The 18,769-nt window shown below is 73.3% G+C and carries 18 protein-coding genes; 10 read left to right on the forward strand and 8 right to left on the reverse strand.

The genetic code is table 11. The annotated features are described in order from the left end of the window. Positions 1-102 precede the first annotated feature (102 nt). From HNR30_RS12575 to HNR30_RS12595, 5 genes are all read left to right on the forward strand, one after another. Complete coding sequence (locus HNR30_RS12575) at positions 103-570, forward strand: Clp protease N-terminal domain-containing protein (protein ID WP_181609934.1); 468 nt, start codon at positions 103-105, stop codon at positions 568-570. A gap of 249 nt (positions 571-819) precedes the next feature. Then, positions 820-2,763, forward strand: a complete 1,944-nt coding sequence (gene fusA / locus HNR30_RS12580) for an elongation factor G (RefSeq protein ID WP_181609935.1) — start codon at positions 820-822, stop codon at positions 2,761-2,763. Between the two features lie 108 nt (positions 2,764-2,871). Continuing rightward, positions 2,872-4,719 (forward strand): FtsX-like permease family protein, encoded by a 1,848-nt coding sequence (locus tag HNR30_RS50090; RefSeq protein ID WP_220133425.1) that lies wholly within the window; start codon positions 2,872-2,874, stop codon positions 4,717-4,719. A 62-nt stretch (positions 4,720-4,781) separates the two neighbouring features. Continuing rightward, the gene (locus tag HNR30_RS12590) at positions 4,782-5,675 is read left to right on the forward strand and encodes an LLM class flavin-dependent oxidoreductase (protein WP_181609936.1); all 894 of its coding nucleotides are present in this window, start codon (positions 4,782-4,784) and stop codon (positions 5,673-5,675) included. A 210-nt stretch (positions 5,676-5,885) separates the two neighbouring features. Next, positions 5,886-6,461, forward strand: coding sequence for an RICIN domain-containing protein (locus HNR30_RS12595; protein WP_181609937.1), 576 nt, complete (start codon positions 5,886-5,888; stop codon positions 6,459-6,461). A 425-nt stretch (positions 6,462-6,886) separates the two neighbouring features. Here the strand turns inward: HNR30_RS12595 and HNR30_RS12600 are convergent, their stop codons facing one another. Genes HNR30_RS12600 through HNR30_RS12610 form a run of 3 tightly spaced genes read right to left on the reverse strand, consistent with a single transcriptional unit; the run spans position 6,887 to position 8,673 of the window. Continuing rightward, positions 6,887-7,741 carry a haloalkane dehalogenase gene (locus HNR30_RS12600; RefSeq protein WP_181609938.1) on the reverse strand — a complete coding sequence of 285 codons (855 nt, stop codon included), beginning with the start codon at positions 7,739-7,741 and terminating at the stop codon, positions 6,887-6,889. Between the two features lie 18 nt (positions 7,742-7,759). Then, positions 7,760-8,200, reverse strand: coding sequence for a winged helix DNA-binding protein (locus HNR30_RS12605; RefSeq protein WP_181609939.1), 441 nt, complete (start codon positions 8,198-8,200; stop codon positions 7,760-7,762). A gap of 59 nt (positions 8,201-8,259) precedes the next feature. Further along, positions 8,260-8,673 carry a nuclear transport factor 2 family protein gene (locus HNR30_RS12610; RefSeq protein ID WP_181609940.1) on the reverse strand — a complete coding sequence of 138 codons (414 nt, stop codon included), beginning with the start codon at positions 8,671-8,673 and terminating at the stop codon, positions 8,260-8,262. A gap of 107 nt (positions 8,674-8,780) precedes the next feature. Between HNR30_RS12610 and HNR30_RS12615 the strand changes: the two genes are divergently transcribed. Beyond that, positions 8,781-9,278 (forward strand): MarR family winged helix-turn-helix transcriptional regulator, encoded by a 498-nt coding sequence (locus HNR30_RS12615; protein ID WP_181609941.1) that lies wholly within the window; start codon positions 8,781-8,783, stop codon positions 9,276-9,278. Between the two features lie 257 nt (positions 9,279-9,535). Here the strand turns inward: HNR30_RS12615 and HNR30_RS12620 are convergent, their stop codons facing one another. Further along, complete coding sequence (locus HNR30_RS12620; RefSeq protein ID WP_181609942.1) at positions 9,536-10,690, reverse strand: FAD-dependent monooxygenase; 1,155 nt, start codon at positions 10,688-10,690, stop codon at positions 9,536-9,538. A gap of 59 nt (positions 10,691-10,749) precedes the next feature. Here HNR30_RS12620 and HNR30_RS12625 point away from each other — a divergent pair, with 59 nt between their 5' ends. Next, complete coding sequence (locus tag HNR30_RS12625; protein WP_181609943.1) at positions 10,750-11,364, forward strand: TetR/AcrR family transcriptional regulator; 615 nt, start codon at positions 10,750-10,752, stop codon at positions 11,362-11,364. Here the strand turns inward: HNR30_RS12625 and HNR30_RS12630 are convergent. Continuing rightward, complete coding sequence (locus tag HNR30_RS12630) at positions 11,334-12,275, reverse strand: helix-turn-helix domain-containing protein (protein WP_181609944.1); 942 nt, start codon at positions 12,273-12,275, stop codon at positions 11,334-11,336. The genes HNR30_RS12625 and HNR30_RS12630 overlap by 31 nt on opposite strands. A 101-nt stretch (positions 12,276-12,376) precedes the next feature. On the opposite strand from HNR30_RS12630, the gene HNR30_RS12635 reads away from it, so the two are divergent. After that, complete coding sequence (locus HNR30_RS12635) at positions 12,377-13,432, forward strand: saccharopine dehydrogenase NADP-binding domain-containing protein (protein ID WP_181609945.1); 1,056 nt, start codon at positions 12,377-12,379, stop codon at positions 13,430-13,432. On the opposite strand, the gene HNR30_RS12640 is transcribed toward HNR30_RS12635, so the two are convergent. Next, the gene (locus HNR30_RS12640) at positions 13,422-14,744 is read right to left on the reverse strand and encodes an FAD-binding oxidoreductase (protein ID WP_181609946.1); all 1,323 of its coding nucleotides are present in this window, start codon (positions 14,742-14,744) and stop codon (positions 13,422-13,424) included. The genes HNR30_RS12635 and HNR30_RS12640 overlap by 11 nt on opposite strands. 194 nt (positions 14,745-14,938) lie before the next feature. Between HNR30_RS12640 and HNR30_RS12645 the strand changes: the two genes are divergently transcribed. Further along, positions 14,939-15,745, forward strand: a complete 807-nt coding sequence (locus HNR30_RS12645) for an NAD(P)-binding domain-containing protein (RefSeq protein ID WP_181609947.1) — start codon at positions 14,939-14,941, stop codon at positions 15,743-15,745. Positions 15,746-15,777: 32 nt separating this feature from the next. Here HNR30_RS12645 and HNR30_RS12650 read toward each other — a convergent pair whose 3' ends face one another. After that, positions 15,778-17,181 (reverse strand): FAD-binding oxidoreductase, encoded by a 1,404-nt coding sequence (locus HNR30_RS12650; RefSeq protein ID WP_181609948.1) that lies wholly within the window; start codon positions 17,179-17,181, stop codon positions 15,778-15,780. A 90-nt stretch (positions 17,182-17,271) separates the two neighbouring features. Here HNR30_RS12650 and HNR30_RS12655 point away from each other — a divergent pair, with 90 nt between their 5' ends. Continuing rightward, positions 17,272-17,793 carry an Lrp/AsnC family transcriptional regulator gene (locus HNR30_RS12655; protein ID WP_181609949.1) on the forward strand — a complete coding sequence of 174 codons (522 nt, stop codon included), beginning with the start codon at positions 17,272-17,274 and terminating at the stop codon, positions 17,791-17,793. A gap of 35 nt (positions 17,794-17,828) precedes the next feature. Here HNR30_RS12655 and HNR30_RS12660 read toward each other — a convergent pair whose 3' ends face one another. Beyond that, the gene (locus HNR30_RS12660; protein ID WP_181609950.1) at positions 17,829-18,764 is read right to left on the reverse strand and encodes an NADP-dependent oxidoreductase; all 936 of its coding nucleotides are present in this window, start codon (positions 18,762-18,764) and stop codon (positions 17,829-17,831) included. Positions 18,765-18,769 lie beyond the last annotated feature (5 nt).

Consider the following 18,769-nt stretch of genomic DNA (forward strand, 5'->3'; position numbering starts at 1 on the left):
CTCCCCCTGCCCCATGACGGGCGAGGATCACCCACATCGTACGTAACACTGAACGTCAACTAAAGTTGACGCGCCTGGAGGTCGTCATCTACGGTTGACGACATGAGCGCGATCGGGATCTACGTGCGGGCGATGCTGACCAAGGCCGAGAGCGAGGCACGCGCCGAGGCCGCGCCCACCATCGAGGCCCAGCACCTGCTCCTGGCCATGACGGCGCTGCCCGGCGGCGCGGCCGCCGAGGTGCTGGCCTCCTTCGAGCTGGACCACGGACGGCTGCGCGAGGCGCTGGACCGCGAGTTCGAGCTGAGCCTGGCCGCGGCCGGGATCGCCCTGGGCGGCCTGCACGTGCCCAGGCCCGCCGCCCCGCGCCGCCCCGCCCTGGGCGCCACGGCGCGAACCGCCCTGCACCGCGGCTTCTCCGCGCGCGCCGGACGCCGCGGGACGCCGGTCCACGTGCTGCTGGGCATCGTGCGCGCCGAGACCGGCGTGGTGCCGCGGGCGCTGCGGCTGGCCGGGATCGACCGGGCCGCCCTGCTGGCCTCCACGCTGCACGCGCTGGACGCCCGGTAAATCGTTTCCCCGGCCGGGGCGGGTGTGGTTATGCTCGCCCCCTGATCATCCGTGGCCGAGCGGGAGGAAGAACGCCGTGCCGTACCTGAGCGTCGCCCGCGTTTCCCGGCATCGCCACGAGGTGATCCTGATCTCTCCGGCAGCCCGGTAGCGGCTGCGCGGCCGACACCGGCTCGGCCCCCCTCGACCCGGGGGCCGTCAATCGCGCTGTCCTGTCCAGATCCTTGCTCGAAAGGACCTGTCACAGCCATGCGTGCTGTCCGCGAAGTAAGAAACATCGGCATCCTCGCCCACGTCGATGCCGGCAAGACCACCGTCACCGAACGTGTGCTGTACCTGACCGGCGCCACCCACCGGCGCGGCGAGGTCCACGACGGCACCACCGTCACCGACTTCGACGCCCAGGAACGCGAACGCGGCATCACGATCTTCGCCGCCGCCGTCAGCTGCACCTGGCGCGAGGTGCGTGTCAACCTCATCGACACCCCCGGCCACGTCGACTTCTCCGACGAGGTCGAGCGCAGCCTGCGCGTCCTGGACGGCGCGGTGGCGGTGTTCGACGCCGTCGCCGGCGTCGAACCGCAGAGCGAGGCGGTGTGGCGCCGGGCCGACCGGCACGGCGTGCCCCGCATCGCGTTCGTCAACAAGATGGACCGCGCCGGCGCCGACCTGGACGCCGCCGTCACCTCGATCCGCGAACGCCTGCACCCGGCTCCCCTGCCGGTGCAGTTCCCGATCGGGCGCGAGGACGGCTTCACCGGCGTGGTCGACCTGCTGACGATGCGGGCGCTGCGGTGGGACGAGACGGGCGTCCTGGCCGACGGCCCGGTGCCGCCCGAGCTGGCCGCCGAGGCCGTACGGCGCCGCGCGGGCCTGGAGGAGGCGGTGGCCGGGCTGCACGAGCGGGCGCTGGAGGAGTTCTACGCCACCGGCGCCCTGTCGGCGGCCACGCTGCACGCGGCGCTGCGCGAGCTGACCCTGGCGGGTTCGGCCGTGGTGGTGCTGTGCGGGTCCGCCTACCGCAACCGCGGCATCGAGCCGTTGCTCGACGCCGTGGCGGCCTTCCTGCCGGGCCCCGAGGGCGAGGCCGGGCGGCCACTGTCGGCGCTGGTGTTCAAGCTGGCCGGACGCCTGGCGTTCGTGCGCGTCTACACCGGCACCCTGCGCAGGGGCGAGACGGTGCTGGACGCCGGTAGCGGCCGCCGCGAGCGCATCGGCCGGATCCTGCGCGTGCAGGCCGACCGCCACACCGAGGCCGAGCAGGCCGAGGCCGGTGACATCGTCGCGGTCGCGGGCCTGCGTGGCGCTCGGGTGGGCACGACGCTGTGCGCGCCCGAGGCGCCGGTCCTGCTCGAACCGCCGCAGGCCGCCCAGCCGCTGGTGTCGGTGGCGATCGAGACCAGGCGGGCGGGCGAGTCGGAACGGCTGGCCACGGCGCTGGCACGGCTGGTGGAGCAGGACCCGTCGCTGGCCGTGCGCACCGACGCCGAGACCGGGCAGCGGCTGCTGTCGGGCCTGGGCGAGCTGCACCTGCAGGTCGCCGTCGAGACGATGCGCCGCGCCGGGCTGGAGCTGGCGGTCGGGCGGCCCCAGGTCGCCTACCGCGAGAGGCCGGCCTCCGGCCTCAGCGGGCTGGTGGTGCGGCACGTCAAGCAGGACGGCGGCGCCGGCCAGTTCGCCCACGTGGTGCTGGACGTCGAACCCTGCGAGGAGGACTTCGTGTTCGCCTCGACGGTCACCGGCGGCCGGGTGCCGCGCGAGTTCGTGCGCGCGGTGGAGGCCGGCTGCCGCGACGCGCTGACCGCGGGCCCGCTGGGCGGCCACCCGGTGCAGGGTGTGCGGGTGACGCTCACCGACGGCGCCACGCACGTCAGGGACAGCTCCGAGCTCGCCTTCCGTACGGCGGGGCGGCTGGGCCTGCGTCAGGCGCTCGAACAGTGCCGCATGGTGCTGCTGGAGCCGGTGGCGGAGATGACGGTGGCGGTGCCCGAGGAGTGGGCGGGCGGCGTGCTGGGTGACCTGGCGGCGCGGCGCGGCCGCATCCTGGGCACCACGAGCCGTCCCGGCGCGGTCGTGGTGAGCGCGCTGGTGCCGCTGGCGGAGGTGTTCGGGTACGCCACCCGGCTGCGTAGCCGCAGTCAGGGCCGTGGCACGTTCACCACCAGGCCCGCCGGTTACGCCCCTGCCGGGTGAGGGCCGCCGGGGGCCGGGGGGGCGACTCCCCGGCCCCCGGATGGCCCCCCCGGACGGCTACCGGATGGCTAACGGTTAGCTTATGGGGCTAACGGTTAGGTAGGGCTCGTGAACGCCGAAGGATTACCCGCGCTCGGGCGGGTGCTGCTGCTGGGCCGGCTGGCCGTACGGGATCTGCGCCGCAGGCCCGCCGAGGCGGCGCTGCTGCTGGTGGCGATGGGCACCGCCACCGCCACGCTGACCATCGCCCTGGTGCTGCAGGGCGTGACCGCCCAGCCGTACGCGGCCACCCGGCGGGCCACGGCGGGACCGGACGCGGTGGCCAGCGTGGCGCAGCCGCGCTCCCCCGCGCTCGACGCGCTGCTGAAGGATCCCGCGGTCGCCGCCCGCGGCGGGCCCTTCCCGTACACGCAGCTGCGCCTGACGGCGGGCGGCACCACCGTCCCCGCCTGGGTCCAGGGCCGCGACACGCCGCAGGCGCAGGTCGAGCGGCCCCTGGTGACGCAGGGCCGATGGGCGCGGCCGGGCGGCGCGGTGCTGGAGTCCGGGTTCGCCCAGGCCCTGGGTGTGCGCGTCGGCGGGCAGGTCACGCTCGCCGGGCGCGCCTTCACCGTCAGCGGCATCGCGCTCAGCGCTTCGGTCGACCCCTACCCCAAGACGTGTTTCGCGCCGTGCCGCTACGGCCAGGCCCTGGAGCAGGCCCGGCTGGGGCCGCCGCCCATCGACGAGGTCGAGCCGGCGTTCACGCCGCTGCCGGGCATGGGCGGGCTGGTGTGGCTGACCGAGGACGACCTGTGGCAGGTCGCCGGAGGCCGGCAGGCGGTCGGGCAGGTGACGTACCTGCGGCTGGCCGACCCGTCGGCCGCCCTCGCGCTGGCCTCGGCGCACGTGGGCGTGGGCGCCTCCGAGCTGTCCGTGGTGACCTCGCAGGACATCCTGTACGGCCACGCCAGGGTCGCCGAGTGGAAGCAGAACGCCATGTTCGTCGCCGGTTGGCTGCTCGGCATGATCGCGCTGGCGAGCATCGCGGTGCTGGCGGGCGGCAGGATGGCCGACCAGATGCGGCGGGTGGGGCTGCTCAAGGCCGTCGGCGGCACCCCGGCGCTGGTGGCGGCGGTGCTGCTGGCCGAGCATGTGGCGATCGGGCTGGCGGCCGCGGCGGCGGGTCTGCTGGCCGGGCGGCTGGCGGCGCCGTTGCTGGTCGATCCGGGGCCCGGCCTGGTGGCGGGTCCCGCGCAGCTGCCGGTGAGCCCGCTGACGGTCGCGGTGGTGGTGGGCGCGGCGGTGGTGATGGCGACGCTGGCCACGCTGGTGCCCGCCGTGCGGGCCGCGCGCACGAGCACCGTGCGCGCGCTGGCCGACGCTCCGCCGCCGCCGCGCCGATCCTCGCGGCTGATCGCGCTGTCGGCGCGGCTGCCGGTGCCGTTGCTGCTGGGGCTGCGGCTGGCCGCGCGCCGGCCGCGCCGGGCGCTGCTGGGCATGGCGGCGGTCGCGGTCACGGTGGGCGGGATCGTGGCGGTGTTGTCGACGCAGGCGCACCGGCTGGCCGAGAAGGCGCCGGGCGACGATCCGCGCATCCTGCTCAACCAGGTGCTGGGCGTGGTGGTCGTGCTGCTGGTGGTGCAGGCGGCGGTCAACGCGGTGTGCATCGTGTGGGCCACCGCGCTGGACGTGAGGGCCTCGGCGGCGCTGGCCCGGGCGCTGGGGGCCGGTCCCGGCCAGGTCGGCGCGGCCCTGGCGGCGGCGCAGGTGCTGCCGGCGCTGGCGGGGGCGCTGCTGGGGGTGGTGGCCGGGATCGGGCTGGCCGAGGCGCTCGACGACGACCCGGTGAGCGTGCCGCCGTGGTGGCAGCTGGCGCTGGTGGTGGCCGGGTGCGTGGTGGCGCTGGGCGCGCTGACGGCGATTGCGGCCCGGATGGGCGCCCGCCGCCCGGTCGGCCAGATCCTCGGCACCTGAGGTTGCGGTTCGTGTCACGAACAAATATGGTTCGCGACACGAACCACTATTTGGGGGCTGACATGACGATCACCTTCGGCGCCGGTGTGTCCTCCGCGGTCGCGCTCGCCCAGCAGACTCTCGAGCTGACCGCGCAGGCCGACCGCGACGGACTCGACGTGTTCTCCGTCTCCGACCACCCCTACGTCGCCTCGCGGCTCGACGCCTACTCACTGGTCGGCATGGCACTGGGCCGGACCGACCGCATCGCGGGCCTGGTCAACGTCACCAACCTGCCGCTACGGCCCGCGCCGATGCTGGCCCGCACCGTCACCTCGCTGACCGCGCTCAGCCAGGGCCGGCTGGTGCTGGGCATGGGCGCGGGCGGCGCCTGGGACGAGATCGTGCGCCTGGGCGTGCCCCGCCTGGAACCCGCCGCGGCGGTGCGCGCCTTCGAAGAGGGCATCCGCCTCGTCCGCCTGCTGTCGGGCGGCGGAGGCCCGGTCACCTTCGACGGCGAGTTCTACCGCGTCGACGGGCTGCGACCGGCCGCCGCGACCCCCGCCCCGGTCTGGACCGGCTCCAACGGGCCGCGCTCCCTGGCCGTCACCGGCCGCGTCGCCGACGGCTGGATCCCCGGGCACGCCGCCGACTGGCTCAGCGAGCGCTACCGCACCTCGCGCCCCATCATCGACCGCGCCGCCGAGGAGGCCGGCCGCGACCCCCGCCAGGTGCGCACCGTCTACAACCTGCCCGGCGTCATCACCCCCCGCCCGCTGGCCGCCACCCGCGACCACGACGGCCGCTGGATCGGCGGCTCGGCCGGGCAGTGGATCGAGGAGCTCACCGGCGCGGTGCTGGAACACGGCGCGTCGGGGTTCATCTACTTCGCACCCGACGAGGCGGCCTCCAAGGACGCCGTCGCGGCCTGGGCCCGCGAGGTGGTGCCAGGGGTACGGCAGGCCGTCGGGTCGTGACGTGGAGGGGAGCTGTCGGAGTACGGGTCTGCGCCGTCAGCCGCAGTATCGCCTCCTGCCGCGGAACGGCGGAGCACTCATCCGGTCCGCTCCCCTCCTTAAGGCCCCGCAGTCGAAAACCGAGTACAGGGTTACTCATGACCGATCGCGCCTGAGCCGGTGATGTTAAGGGAGTTCAGCCCGTATCACCGAGGAAGCGCAGGAGCGATCATGAGTGGTAGGCGATTCGCCGTAGCCGTAGCGTCAGCCGGTCTGCTGGCTGGCACGCTCTGCGTGCCAGCCTCGGCGGTGGCGTCGACGCCGTCGGCCGGCCCGGTGTACTGGTACCAGATCGTGGCTCAGCACAGCGGAAAGTGCCTGGACGTGGCGCACGCCAAAACGGGGCACGCCGCCAACGTCATCCAGGGCACCTGCGCTCCCCGCGGCACCGGCTACAACCAGCAGTGGCGCATCGTCGACAGCGGCGCCTCCGGCACCTACATCCGCCTCATCGCCCGGCACAGCGGCCTGTGCCTCGATGTCGCCCATGCCAGCACCAAACACGGCGCCAACGTCCTTCAAGGCGTCTGCGGCGGGCCGGCCGCCTACAACCAGCAATGGCGCATCGAATACATGAAGATCGACGGCACCGCCCGCATCCGCGCCCGGCACAGCGGAAGCTGTCTGGACGTGGCCAACGCCCGCCTTGAGCACGGCGCCAACGTCATTCAAGCCACCTGCGGCGGGCCCGGATCGGGAAACAACCAGCTGTGGCGCTTCCGGCAGGTCGGCGTCAGCTGGGAGTAGGATCCGGCGGCCCCGGCAAGGGGCTGGTCGTCTCACTACGCAGCACGTGTCGCCGCAGGCTTCGCCCGCCGCGTCATCGGCCAAGGCCACGGCACCGAACTTCTCAACCTCACGGCTGGAGGAGCGCCGGGCAGGTCCAGCACCTGAGCCTGCGTCGGAGGCGGAGTGACGATGGTCAGCGTTACCGACACCGGTGCGGTCGACTACGTGGACGATCGTCACTGCTCCTGCTGCGGCGTCCTGATCGGCATCGCCGACCGCGCCTCCTACCACGCCTTCAAGCACGACGTCAGCGGCGCCGCCTGCGTGGCCCTCCGCTCGCGACGATCAGACGGGATCCCTGCGGCGCCGTCCAGCCCTTTCAGGAAACAACTCCTTGCGCGTCTCGACTCCCACCTGGCCGAGCGGCTTCCTGATGGGGCGGGCTACCGGAGGCCCTGCTGGTCCAGCCAGGTGGCGATCGCCGCGGCGATCGCTTCCGGCTGGTCCTCCGCCGCGTGGTGCCCCGCTGGGCCGCAGTGTTCGACCCGCAGGCCCGCGACGTTGTCCTTGCACCATGCGGCGACCTCCGCAGTGATGAGCAGCGTGGGTGAGGAATCGAAGGTGAGCAGGAGCTTGGGGACATCCCGGCTGTCGGCCAGCCACGCTCCGTACGCGCTGATCCTGGCGGTCACGTCGGCGGGGTCGCCGTCGATCGGCAGCGACCGGGTCCAGTTCAGCAGGGGGCGGCGACTGTCTCGTGTGGGGTACGGCAGGCGGTACGCGTCGAGGTCCTCGGCTCCGAGCGGGTTCAGCACTCCCCCGGTGTAGGCGGCCTCGACGAAGAAGTGCGTGTCGAGCACCAGCGCCTCGCCCTCGGCGGTGCGGAACCGCGCGGTGTGGGCGCGAGCTTGCTCGGAGAGTTCGCTTGAGTCGATCGGCCGCACGATCGTCTCGAAGAAGGCCACGCCACGCACCCTGCCGGGGTTCCGGGCTGCCCAGTCGAAGGCGAGCGCGCCGCCCCAGTCGTGGCCGACGAGCACGATGTCGTCCAGGCCGAGGGCGTCGAAGAAGGCGTCCAGGTAGCGGGCGTGGTCGGCGAAGCGGTAGTCGCCGACCGGCTTGCCCGAGCGGCCCATGCCGATGAGGTCAGGGGCGATCAGCCGTCCCGCGCCGGCCAGCGGGAGGATCGTGCGCCACATGTGGGAGGAGGAGGGGTTGCCGTGCAGGAAGACGACGGTGGCTCCGCTGCCGTGGTCTTCGTAGTGAATCGTCGAATCGAGGACGTCGATGCTGGGCATGGTGGGCGCTTTCTGTCTTCAGCCGGCGAACAGCACGCCGTTGGCCCTGGCCAGGACGGTGTTGAGCACGCGGGCGGCGACGGCGAGGTCCTCGGCGGGCAGGTCGCCCCACAGCCTCTGGATGATCGGGCCGAGCGCGGTGCGCACCTGGGTCCACTGCTGCTGACCGGTCTCGCTGACCTGAACGTCGCCGCCTTCGCCGCCCTCCTTCAGCAGGCCCGCGGCGGTCAACTCGGCGATGCGCTCGGCCACGGACGCCTCGCTGAACTTCGTGGCCTTGCTGACCTTGCCGATGAGCTCGGCGCGGTCGATGGTCCCGCCGCTCACCGAGGTCAGCGTGAGCGTGACCCACTGGGGTTCGGTGATGCCGGTTCCGTCGAGCTGACGCTCCAGGATCGCGTTGAGGGTCTTCTCGGTCTGGCCGATGAGCGCGGTGCCGAAGGGCAGGGTGGGTGCCATGACTCCATCCAATCCAGCAAAATAGAACGTTTGTCTGATTAACTGTCGGGCTTCGCGGATCAGCTCGCGCGGGTCCAGAGCGGGGTGATCCGCTGCTCACGGAATCGCCAGCCCGCGGGCGTCCGCACCGCGATGCCCCCCATGCGCAGACCGCCGGTGAAGTGGGGCGCCTGGCCATCGCGGTAGTAGAACACGAGCGAGTAAGCAGAGACGGCAGCCTCGTCGCCGTCGATCTCCGCCAGCAGGTCGGTGGTCAGGTGCTGGGCTTGCTGCCCCTCGACCTCGCTCTTGCGCATGAAGTCGACGACGTTGTCGATGCCGCGCAGTTCGCCTCCACGAGGCGAGTGCACCGCCACGTCGTCGGCGAAGACGGTGTCCGCATCCGCCCAGCGCTTCTCGTCGAGCAGGCGGGCGAAGCGGGCGAACAGATCGGCGATCTCGATGCGGTCGGCGACTGCGGTGTTGGTGGACACAGCATCCTCTTTCATTAGTGAAATTAACGTTTCTAAGCCAAACGTTTGCGACGTGAACGAATCTACATCGTTAGTAGGACTAACGCAACAGGGGTAAGATCGGCGGCATGACCAGCAGAGCCGACGCCTCGGACATGCCACACGACGGCGAGACGAAGACGCCGGACAGACTGCGCCGACGAGCCAGCCGCCTCCTGTCCGGCCTGACCGCACAGTCGGACCGGCTGGTGAACGAAGGACTGGCCGAGGTCGACGCCCGCAAGTGGCACTACGCCGTGCTGGCCTCGTTGCAGGAGCACGGCCCGGGCAGCCAGGCGACACTGAGCCGGCGCACCGGCATCTACCGCAGCGACATGGTCGGAGTCCTCAACGAGCTGGCCGAGCGCGACCTCATCGAACGGACGCCGGATCCCGACGACCGCCGCCGCAACGTCATCACGATCACCACCAGGGGCCGCCAGCGCCTGCGCCGCCTCGACCAGGTCCTTGACGACCTCCACGACGAGCTGCTCGCCCCGCTCGCTCCCGCCGAACGCGACCAGTTCGTCCAGCTGCTCACTCGCCTGCTGGACCACCACAGGCACACACCGGAGCCCCACGGGTAGGGATCAATGCCATCCAGGGGCTGTCCCGGCCGGTGCCGCACCTGGTCACGCTCGGCGCGGACCTTGGGAGCGGAAGACCGGCCTGCACGTGATCGAGCAGGCCATCCACACCGAGACCTCCGAGAGGCACAGGAGCTGTGTGACGGCCCGGCGTGGCCTGACTGGCCGGACTTCGAGCTCTCAGTCCTCCCTCTGGGGCAGGTCTTCCGAGCACCCTCCAACGCCTTGGCATCCGACCGCCTCGACCGCGCCGGCCGTCACGTCGGGACCTGCCACATGGTGGCCAGCCGCCGGGTGGCCAGGCGGCGCGGCACCGCGCGCAGCAGGGTGTCGCGTGTCCACGCCGTGACGCCGGTGCGGGACATGAGCCACCCCTGCCGCGAGGAGGCCTCCATCATGCGGCTGGTCGGCGGGCGCCGCTCGGCGTCGTAGCGCAGCAGCCGCCCCGCCACCTCGCCCGGCACCGCCCCGGCCAGGCGCCGGGTCAGGGCGGCGGCGTCCTCGAAGGCCTGGCTGGCGCCCTGCCCCAGGTCGGGCGTCATGGCGTGGGCGGCATCGCCCAGCAGCGCGATCCGCCCGGCGGCGAACGACGGCAGCGGCACCGCCAGCCGGGCGATCGCGTCCACGTACACCTCGGACGGCGCGGTGGCGGCGATGATCGCCGGGACGGCCGGGTGCCAGTCGGCCATCAGCGCCAGCATCTGTTCGCGTGCCTGCTCGGGGGCGGGTGGCGGGCCGGTCAGCGCGCAGTCGGTGAACCAGTAGACCTCGCCCCCGGGCAGCGGGAACAGGCCGAACAGCGCCCCGGTACGGCGGTCGACCAGGATGTTGGTCATCAGGCCGTCCACCGCCAGGCCGGAAGGCAGGGAGGCCGTGCCGCGCAGGTCCAGCCGCCCGGCCCGCCTGAGGCCGGGGTGGTCGGGGAACAGGCGGGCGCGCAGCACGCTGCCGATGCCGTCGGCCACCACGACCGCGTCGGCCACGGCGACGTCCCGGCCGCCGCCGACCAGGCGCACGCCGCCGGGCTCGTCGCGCAGGTCGTCGACGGCGGTGGCGGTGCGCAGCAGCTCGGGCGGCAGCGGGGCGCGCAGCGACCGGTGCAGCTCCGTCCTGCTCACCGTGACGGCGGCGCCCACCTGCCGCTGGGCCCGGCCCAGGTCGGTGACCAGCAGCGGACGGCCACGCCAGTCGCGCAGCCCGCCGTGGCCGGTGGCCGTCGGCACCGAGCGCAGGTAGCCGGCCAGGCCCAGCTCGTCGAGCGCGCGCACCCCGGTGGGCAGGACGACGATCGCGGTGCCCGCCTCGCGCAGTTCCGGGGCACGTTCGAACACGGTCACCTCGTGGCCGTTCCGGTGCAGCCCCGCCGCGGCCGCCAGGCCGCCGAGCCCGGCGCCCACCACTGCGACGCGCATGGTCACCACCTCCATTCACTACGATGGTACTAGTACGCTTACCGCTATATCATGGAGAGGTGCCGCCGACCAACCCCGCCCGCCGCAGGGCCCTCGCCGACGCCGCCATCGAGCTGCTGGCCGCCTCCGGCGTGCACGGGGTGACGCATCGGGCCGTCGAGCAGGCCGCCGCCCTGCCGACCGGAACGGCCTCCAACTACTTCCGCAGCCGCGAGGCGCTGCTGGTGGCGGCGGCCGAGCGCATCGTCGAGCTGCACCGCGCCGACATGGACGAGGCGGCGGGACGCCACGACGCCGCCGGCCGTACCGGCCTCGAAGAGCAGCTGGCCGACCTGATCGCCGGCTCGCTGTACGGCGCGGCGACCAGGTTGCGCGGCCGCTATCTGGCGATCTTCGAGCTGCAGCTCGAAGCCGGCAGGCGCCCGGCACTCGCCCACGCGATGGCGGGCCTGCAGGAGGTGTCGCTGCGCTTCACCGCCGACCACCACGCCCAGCTGGGGCTCGCCGTGCCCGCCCCGGCGGTGCCCACGCTGATCACCTTGTACGGCGGGGCGCTGTTCACGCTGGTGACGATGCCGCCCGAGCACGTCAGCCGTGACGGGGCGCAGGCGATCGCCGAAGCGATCGTGCGCGGCGCGCTGGATCAGCGCGCGCCGCGAAACGAGCGCCGGTAGGTGTCGGGCGTGACCCCGACCATGCGCTTGAACTGCCGCCGCAGCGTCGTGGCCGTGCCCATCCCGGTGGAGCGCGCCACCGACTCGACGCTCTCCTCGGTGCTCTCCAGCAGTTCCTGCGCCCGGCGCACCCGCTGAGCCAGCAGCCACTGCAACGGCGCCTGCCCCGACACCGACCGGAACTGCCGGCCCAGATGCCGCGGGCTCATGTTCGCCCTGCGCGCCAGGTCGGCCACAGTCAACGGCCGCTCCAGCCGCCCCAGCGCCCACGCCATCAGCTCGGCCAGCACGTGCTCGCCCTCGACCTGCACCGGCGCCGCGACGAACTGCGCCTGCCCTCCCGGCCGGTGCGGCGGCATGACCAGGCGCCGCGCCACCGAGTTGGCGATCGCCGCCCCGTGGTCGAGGTGCACCAGGTGCAGGCACAGATCGACGGCCGCCGCCTTGCCCGCGGCCGTCAGCACGCTGCCGTTGTCGGTGTACAGGACGTCCGGGTCGACGTCGGCCAGCGGATGGCGGGCCCGCAGCTCCTCGGCGTGCGCCCAGTGCGTCGTGGCCCGCCGCCCGTCCAGCAGCCCGGCCGCGCCGAGCACGAACGCCCCCGTGCACAGCGACGCCACCCGCGCGCCCGCCTGATGCGCCGCGCGTACCGCCTCGACGACGTCGGCCGGCGGCGGCACGTCGACGTCGGCGCAGGCGGGCACGATCACCAGGTCGGCCGAGGCCACCCGGTCCAGCCCATGGGCGGGCTCGACCAGGAACGGCCCCACCCGCACCGGGCCGGGCCCGCACAGCAGCACCTCGTACCAGCCCTGGGCGGCTTCCCTCGGGGGGTTGCCGAAGATCTCGCAGGCGACTCCGAGCTCGAAGTGCAGCAGCTCGCCCGCGGCGATGATGGCGACAACCGGCATGTCCGAAAGTGTACGCATGATGGCGTTTCGGACCATCACGGTCTCGCGGGGCCGCGCGCCAGACTGGGGTGACTTCCCGACCTTCGATGAACGGATGAACCATGAGCACGACTGGCCCGGTAGCGGTGTACGGGGCGACGGGTCACACCGGCCGTTTCGTCGTGGCCGAACTACGGCGGCGCGGCATCGCGATCGTCCTGTCCGGCCGTGACGAGGCACGCCTGGACAAGCTGGCGGCAGAACTGGACGACCACAACGGCACGGGCGGTCCGACCACCGTGGCCACCGTGGCGGCCGCGTCCGCCGACGACCCGGCGGCGCTGGACGCGGCCCTGGCCGGAGCGGCAGCGGTGATCAACTGCGCCGGGCCGTTCGCCGTCACCGGTGGCCCGCTCATCGAGGCCGCCCTGCGCGCCGACATCCCCTACGTCGACGTCGCCGCCGAGATCGAGGCCAACGCCGCCACCTTCGCCACCCACGCCGAGGCCGCCCGCCGGGCGGGCGTCGCGGTCGTGCCCGCCATGGCCTTCTACGGCGGCCTGGGCGACCTGCTGGCCACCGCGGCCCTCGACGGCGCGAGCTCCGCCGAGGAGGTCCATGTCGCCTACGGCCTCAGCAGCTGGCACCCCACCCCCGGCACGCGGACGGCGGGCCAGGTCTCCCACGAGCGCCGCGCGGGCCGCCGGGTGCGCTACACCGCGGGTGCGCTGCAGTACCACGACGACGCGCCCGTCCAGCAGGACTGGGACTTCCCCGAGCCGCTGGGGCGGCGCCCGGTCATCGCCGAGTTCAGCATGGCCGACATCGTCACCGTTCCCAGCCACGTCGACGTCCCCGAGGTGCGCACCTCCATGATCGTGCAGGCCGCCCGCGACCTGGCCGACCAGGACACCCCCGCGCCGCTGGCCGCCGACGAGCAGGGCCGCTCCGACCAGACGTTCGTCGTCGACGTGCGCGTCCGCGTCGCGGGCCGGGAACGCCGCGCCGTCGCGCGCGGGCAGGACATCTACGCCGCCAGCGCCCCGCTGGCGGTGGAAGCGGTCGAGCGCCTGCTGACCGGCCGGGGCCGCACCACCGGCGTGGCCTCGGCCGGCGCGATGTTCGACGCGGCCGACTTCCTGCGGGCCCTGAGCCCGCACCTGTCGGTCAGCTGGTGACGTCCCTGAGCACCGGGTAGTTGGCGCGGAAGACCTGGTGCGGGTCGCGGGCCCGCTTGATCTCCCGCAGCCGGGCCAGCGTGGCGGCGTCGAAGGCCGCCGTCACCGGCTCGCCGGGCGACAGCAGGGTGTACGGCTTGCGCCCGCTGATGGAGGCGCCCAGGTCGGCCACGATCTCGGCCTGCCTGGCGCGCGTCGCCTCGGCGGCGTGCGGCAGGCCCAGACCCAGCAGGCCCAGCAGGTACGGCTCGGCCGGCGCACCACTGGCACCCACCCCCCGGCCCGGCTCGGCCAGCGCCCCGCCCAGATGTCTGACCTGCACGTTGATGAGCGGCGCCACCGGCTTGGACAGCAGCAGCTCCACCGCCTGCGGGTCCAGGCCGGTGAGCAGCTCCGCCCGCCCGATGGACGGGGCAGGGTCGGTGGGCTCGGCGGCGATGCGGCCCAGCTCGGCGATCGGGACGACGCCGCGGTTGTCGGCGATCGCACCCTCGATCGTGTCGATGCGCGCCAGCAGGTCCCGCCCCTGCCCGGCCTCACCCAGGTAGGCCAGATCCAGCGTCACCATCGACGGCGCGCCGGGCGGCTGGAGCCGGTTGATCCAGACGCTGAGCTCACGCGGCGCCCCGGCGGTGATCTCCAGGAACGCGTCGTACACCTCCCTGGTGCGGTGCTCGGGCCAGATGACCCGCCCGCCGTACAGGGCGGGTGCGGGATACAGCTCGAGCTCGAGGGCGGTCACCACCGCGAAGTCGCCGCCGCCGCCGCGCAGCGCCCAGAACAGCTCCGGGTCGGACTCGGCGCTCACCCGGCCGGGCTCGCCGTCGGCGTCCACGATGTCGATGGCCCGCACGCTGTCGGAGGCGAAGCCGTACTTGCGGCTGAACCAGCCGACCCCGCCACCCAGGGTGTAGCCGGCCACGCTGACGCCGGGCGCGCTGCCGGCCAGGCCGGTCAGGCCCAGCGGGCCGGTCCGCGCCAGCACCTGCCCCCACGTCGCGCCCGCGCCCACCCGGACCACCCGCTCCTGCGCGCGCACCTCCACCTGGTTCAGCCGCCTGGTGCGCAGCAGGATCAGGCCTTCCACGTCACCCGAGGCGCCGTGCCCGCTCGGCTGCACGGTCACCGTCAGATTCGCCTTGCGCGCGTACCGCACCAGTGCCGCCACGTCGTCGGCGTCCGCGGCCTCCACCACAGCCGCCACGGGCTGCCTGACGGTCAGGTTCCACGCGGTCGCGGCCTGCTCGAAGCCGTCGTCGCCGGGCAGGAGCACGTGCCCCTGGAGAACGTGGCGCAAATCGTTGATCGTCATCGTCGTCTCCTTATCGAGGGCCCAGCGCTTTCCTAGCGGCGCTAGATCCAGTAGCGACTGTAGACCTGTCGCAGACACGTTGTCTAGCGGCGCTAGCATTTCGCTTGTGTCCGACCGCACCCCAGGCCGCTCGCGGGGGCGACCGGCGGAGCGGCATGCTCGTCCTGACAGCGCCAGACAGTGAGGGAGACATCATGCCGAGCATCGGGATCATCGGCGTCGGCGAGATCGGCCGGGCCATCGTCGAGGGCCTGTGCGAAGGCGAGAGCACAGGCGAGGGCACAGGCGAGGGCACAGGGGACGCGCCTGGCGGGGCGCCCGTGATCCACCTGTCGCCACGCAGCGCCGCCACCGCCGCGCGGCTGGCAGAGCGCTACGCCACCGTGCGCGTCTGCGCCGGCAACCAGGAGGTCGCCGACGCCTCCGACGTGGTGATCATCGCCGTGCGCCGCCCGGACCTGCGTCAGGCGCTCGACGGGCTGCGCGTGGCCGACGACAAGACCGTGATCAACGTGATGGCCGGCGTCTCCCTGGGCGAACTGCGCCAGACCCTCGCCACCAAGGCCGCGCTGGTGCGGGCCATCCCCCTGCCCGCCGTACGGGAACGCCGCTCCGTCACCGTGACCCATCCCGCGCACACGGTCGCCGACGCCCTGTTCGACCGGCTGGGAGGGGCACTGCCGGTCGCGGACGAGGCGGCCTTCAACGTGCTGTCGGCGCTCACGGGGACGCTCACCACCCACTACGCCTACCTCGCCACGCTCGCGTCGTGGGCGGCCGAGCACGGCATCGCCCCCGCCGACGCCGACAGCTACGTGCGCGGCCTGTTCCAGGGCGTCGGCCGCTCCCTCGGCGAAGGCACCCGGTCGTTGCAGCAGCTCGCGGCCGACCACGAGACGCCGGGCGGAAGCAACGAACGGATCCGCACCACCTGGTTCGACGCGGCCAACTCCACGGCCCTGACCAGGGCTCTGGACGACCTGCTGGCCCGGCTCACCTGAAACAAGCCGGGACCGGCCCTCGAACAGGTCGGTCAACGGCGAGGGTTCAGGCCGGGCAGGATGCCGTCCGGGTCGTAGGCCGCCTTCACCCGCTCCAGCCTGGGCAGGTTGTCGCCCCAGTAGGAGCGTGCCGGATCGGCGAGCTCCGCGTCGGGGAAGTTGGGGTACACGCCGCCGCTGGACCAGGGCTGCACCGTCTGCCAGGAACGCCGCAGCCATCCGTTGTCCAAGGGCAGGCCGGTCCGCAGCGTGGCGGTGTGTTTGAGCAGAAAGCGCTCGCTGCGGTGCGGGAACGCTGTGGCGTGCGAGGGCGGCCGGTTGTAGGCGCCGCCCCACGGCGTGAAGTCGAGTTCGCGTGACTCGCCGGCCCGCCGGTCGGCCACCAGCCCGCCGATCAGGACGTCGAGCGCTCCGGACGGTATGTCCTGCCGGAAGAAGCCGGACCTGCTGAACAGGTGCCCGTCCTCACCACCGCCCTGCACACGCGCGGCCAGCGTGGCCTGCGCGTCCATCCACGAGGTGCGCCGGTGCCAGCGGCTGTAGGGACGGGCCCCGGCCATGGCGACAAGCTCGGCGAGCAGGTCGTGGGTCCGCGCGGGCGACAGTCCCGCGGCCACGCCCAGCAGGCTCACCCGCGCCTGGCCGTACGGCTCGGCGGGGACGGTCAGCAGCAAGCTCACGGCGAGTTCGCCGGGTGCGTCAGGGCTCCACCTCTGCCAGGCGTCCACGACCTGGACGGCGTGCAGGAAGTCCCATCGGAACTCCACCGCGGTGCACCGCGGCGACGGGACCGGCACGAACGACAGCTCGGTGACGACGCCGACCCCCGCGGCGCCACCGCCTCTGAGAGCCCAGAACAGGTCGGCGTTCTCCCGTTCGTCGCAGCGGACGAGGCTGCCGTCGGCGAGGACGACACGGGCACCGACGAGCCGGTCGCAGGTCAGCCCCCAGCTGCGGCCGAGGAAGCCGAGACCGCCGCCGAGCGTCAGCCCGGCGATGGCGACGGACGGGCCGCTGCCGGCGGCCAGCGTGCGGGCGTGCCGGTCGAGGCTCTGGTACACCTCGGCGAGCCGCGTGCCCGCGCCGATGTGCGCGTGCCCGTCCTTGAGGGAGACAGCGGTGAGCTCGCCGAGGTCGATGAGCAGTCCGGCGGTGGTGGAGCGTCCGGCGAAATCGTGTCCGCCGCTGCGCACCGCCACCGGCAGGCCGTTGCGCCTGGCGAAATCGAGCGCGGCCGCGACGTCGGAGGCGGTCCGGCATCGGAGCACCGCCTGCGGGCGGACCTCGCCGAAGCGCTGCCCGGCCGGCCTGAACGCCGCCTCGTAGCCGGAGGCGCCGTCGACCAGCACGACGCCGGCGACGCGCCGCGCCAGATCCTGCCAAGCCCTGGCCGGCAGCGTGCCGGCGCCGCCGCTCTGGGAGGCGTTCCTGATCACAAGATTCACACTAGGCAGCTGAACGCGCGCCGGATATGGCCATCGAGGCGTCCCCGGGCGGTCGTTGGCTGCGTTTGTAAAGTGAGCCGCGTGAATTCCTTCCGATCGGAAAACGACCTGGACGACCTCGACTGGAAGCTGATCGACGAATTGCAGGCCGACGCCCGGCTGTCCTACAACGAACTGGCCAGGCGCGTGCACCTGTCCGCTCCGGCCGTCGCCGACCGGATCCGCCGCCTGGAACGACGCGGCGTGATCGTCGGCTACCAGGCGCGGATCGATCCGGTCGCGGCCGGGTTTCCTGTCCAGGCCTACATCGAGCTGCGCTGCGCCCCGAGCTCCTGCCTGCTCAAGAGCTCGGCAGCCGCGGACTTCCCGGAGGTGATCGAGGTCGACAAGCTCAGCGGGCAGCACTGCTCGATGCTCAAGGTCAGGGCCTCGTCACTGGCGCATCTCGAAGGCGTGCTGGAGCAGATCGGCAAACACGGTCAGATGGACACCCACATCGTGCTGTCCACGCAGTACCAGGACACCCGCGTGCGCCGCGACCACCCCGACCGGCCGGTGAGCACCTCGCCAGGATGGCCGCGGCGGACCGCGCCGGCCGAGTGACCTCGTGGGAGCGGTCCCTGACACGCGTGGTCAGCTCACGGGACGATGACCAGCTTGCCGCGCACCCCTCCCGCTTCCAGCAGCGCGTGAGCCGTACCGGCCTCCTCCAGCGGGAACGTGCGCGCGACCCGCAACCGCAGCACGCCCTCGTCCACGAGGGCGGCCAGTTCGGCCAGGCGCGCCGGGTCCGGGTGCGCCCACACGACGGTGCTCTTGATGTCGCGCCCCTCCTCGGGCATCCCGTGCATGACCAGCGACAGGAACTGCCCGCCGTCCCTGACCGCGGCGTGCGCCGCGCCGACCACGACGGCCGGGTCGACGGCGGCGTCGACGCCGCCGGGCACCAGGGTCCGTACGGCATCGGCCAGGTCGTCGCCCGCCTCGACGAAGAGGGCGGCGCCGAACCCGCGCACGAGTTCCTCGTCCGACGGCCTGGCCACGGCCACGACCCGGATGCCGCGCCGGGAGGCGAGCTGGGTGAGGAAGCCGCCGACGTTGCCGCCCGCGCCGGTCACCAGCAGCGTGGATCCCGGTTGCAGGGCCAGGTGGTCGAGGCAGACGAGCGCGGTCATGCCGCCCAGGGGCAGCCCGGCCGCCTCCTGCGCACTCGCCCGCCGCGGCGCGGCGGCGAGCACCGCGGACTCGGCGACGCAGTATTCGGCGTAGGTGCCGCTGTCGTGGGCGAGGTTGATCGACAGCCCGATCACCCGGTCGCCGGGCCGGAACCCGTCCGTCTCCGGCCCGGCCGCGTCGACCACCCCGGCCAGGTCGACGCCGAGGCCGGTGGACTCGCGCGGCTCGGCCATCCCGGCCGCCTGCATGCCGCCGGTGCGGACGAAGACGTCGAGCGGGTTGACCGACGCCGCTTCGACGCGGACCCGGACCTGGCCGGGGCCCGGCTCGGGTAACGGGACGTCGGCGACCTCCAGCGCCTCGGGGCCACCGTAGCCGCGCACCACGACTGCTCGCATGGACT

The sequence above is a fragment of the Nonomuraea soli genome (assembly GCF_013761175.1).
GTDB classification, from domain to species: domain Bacteria; phylum Actinomycetota; class Actinomycetes; order Streptosporangiales; family Streptosporangiaceae; genus Nonomuraea; species Nonomuraea soli.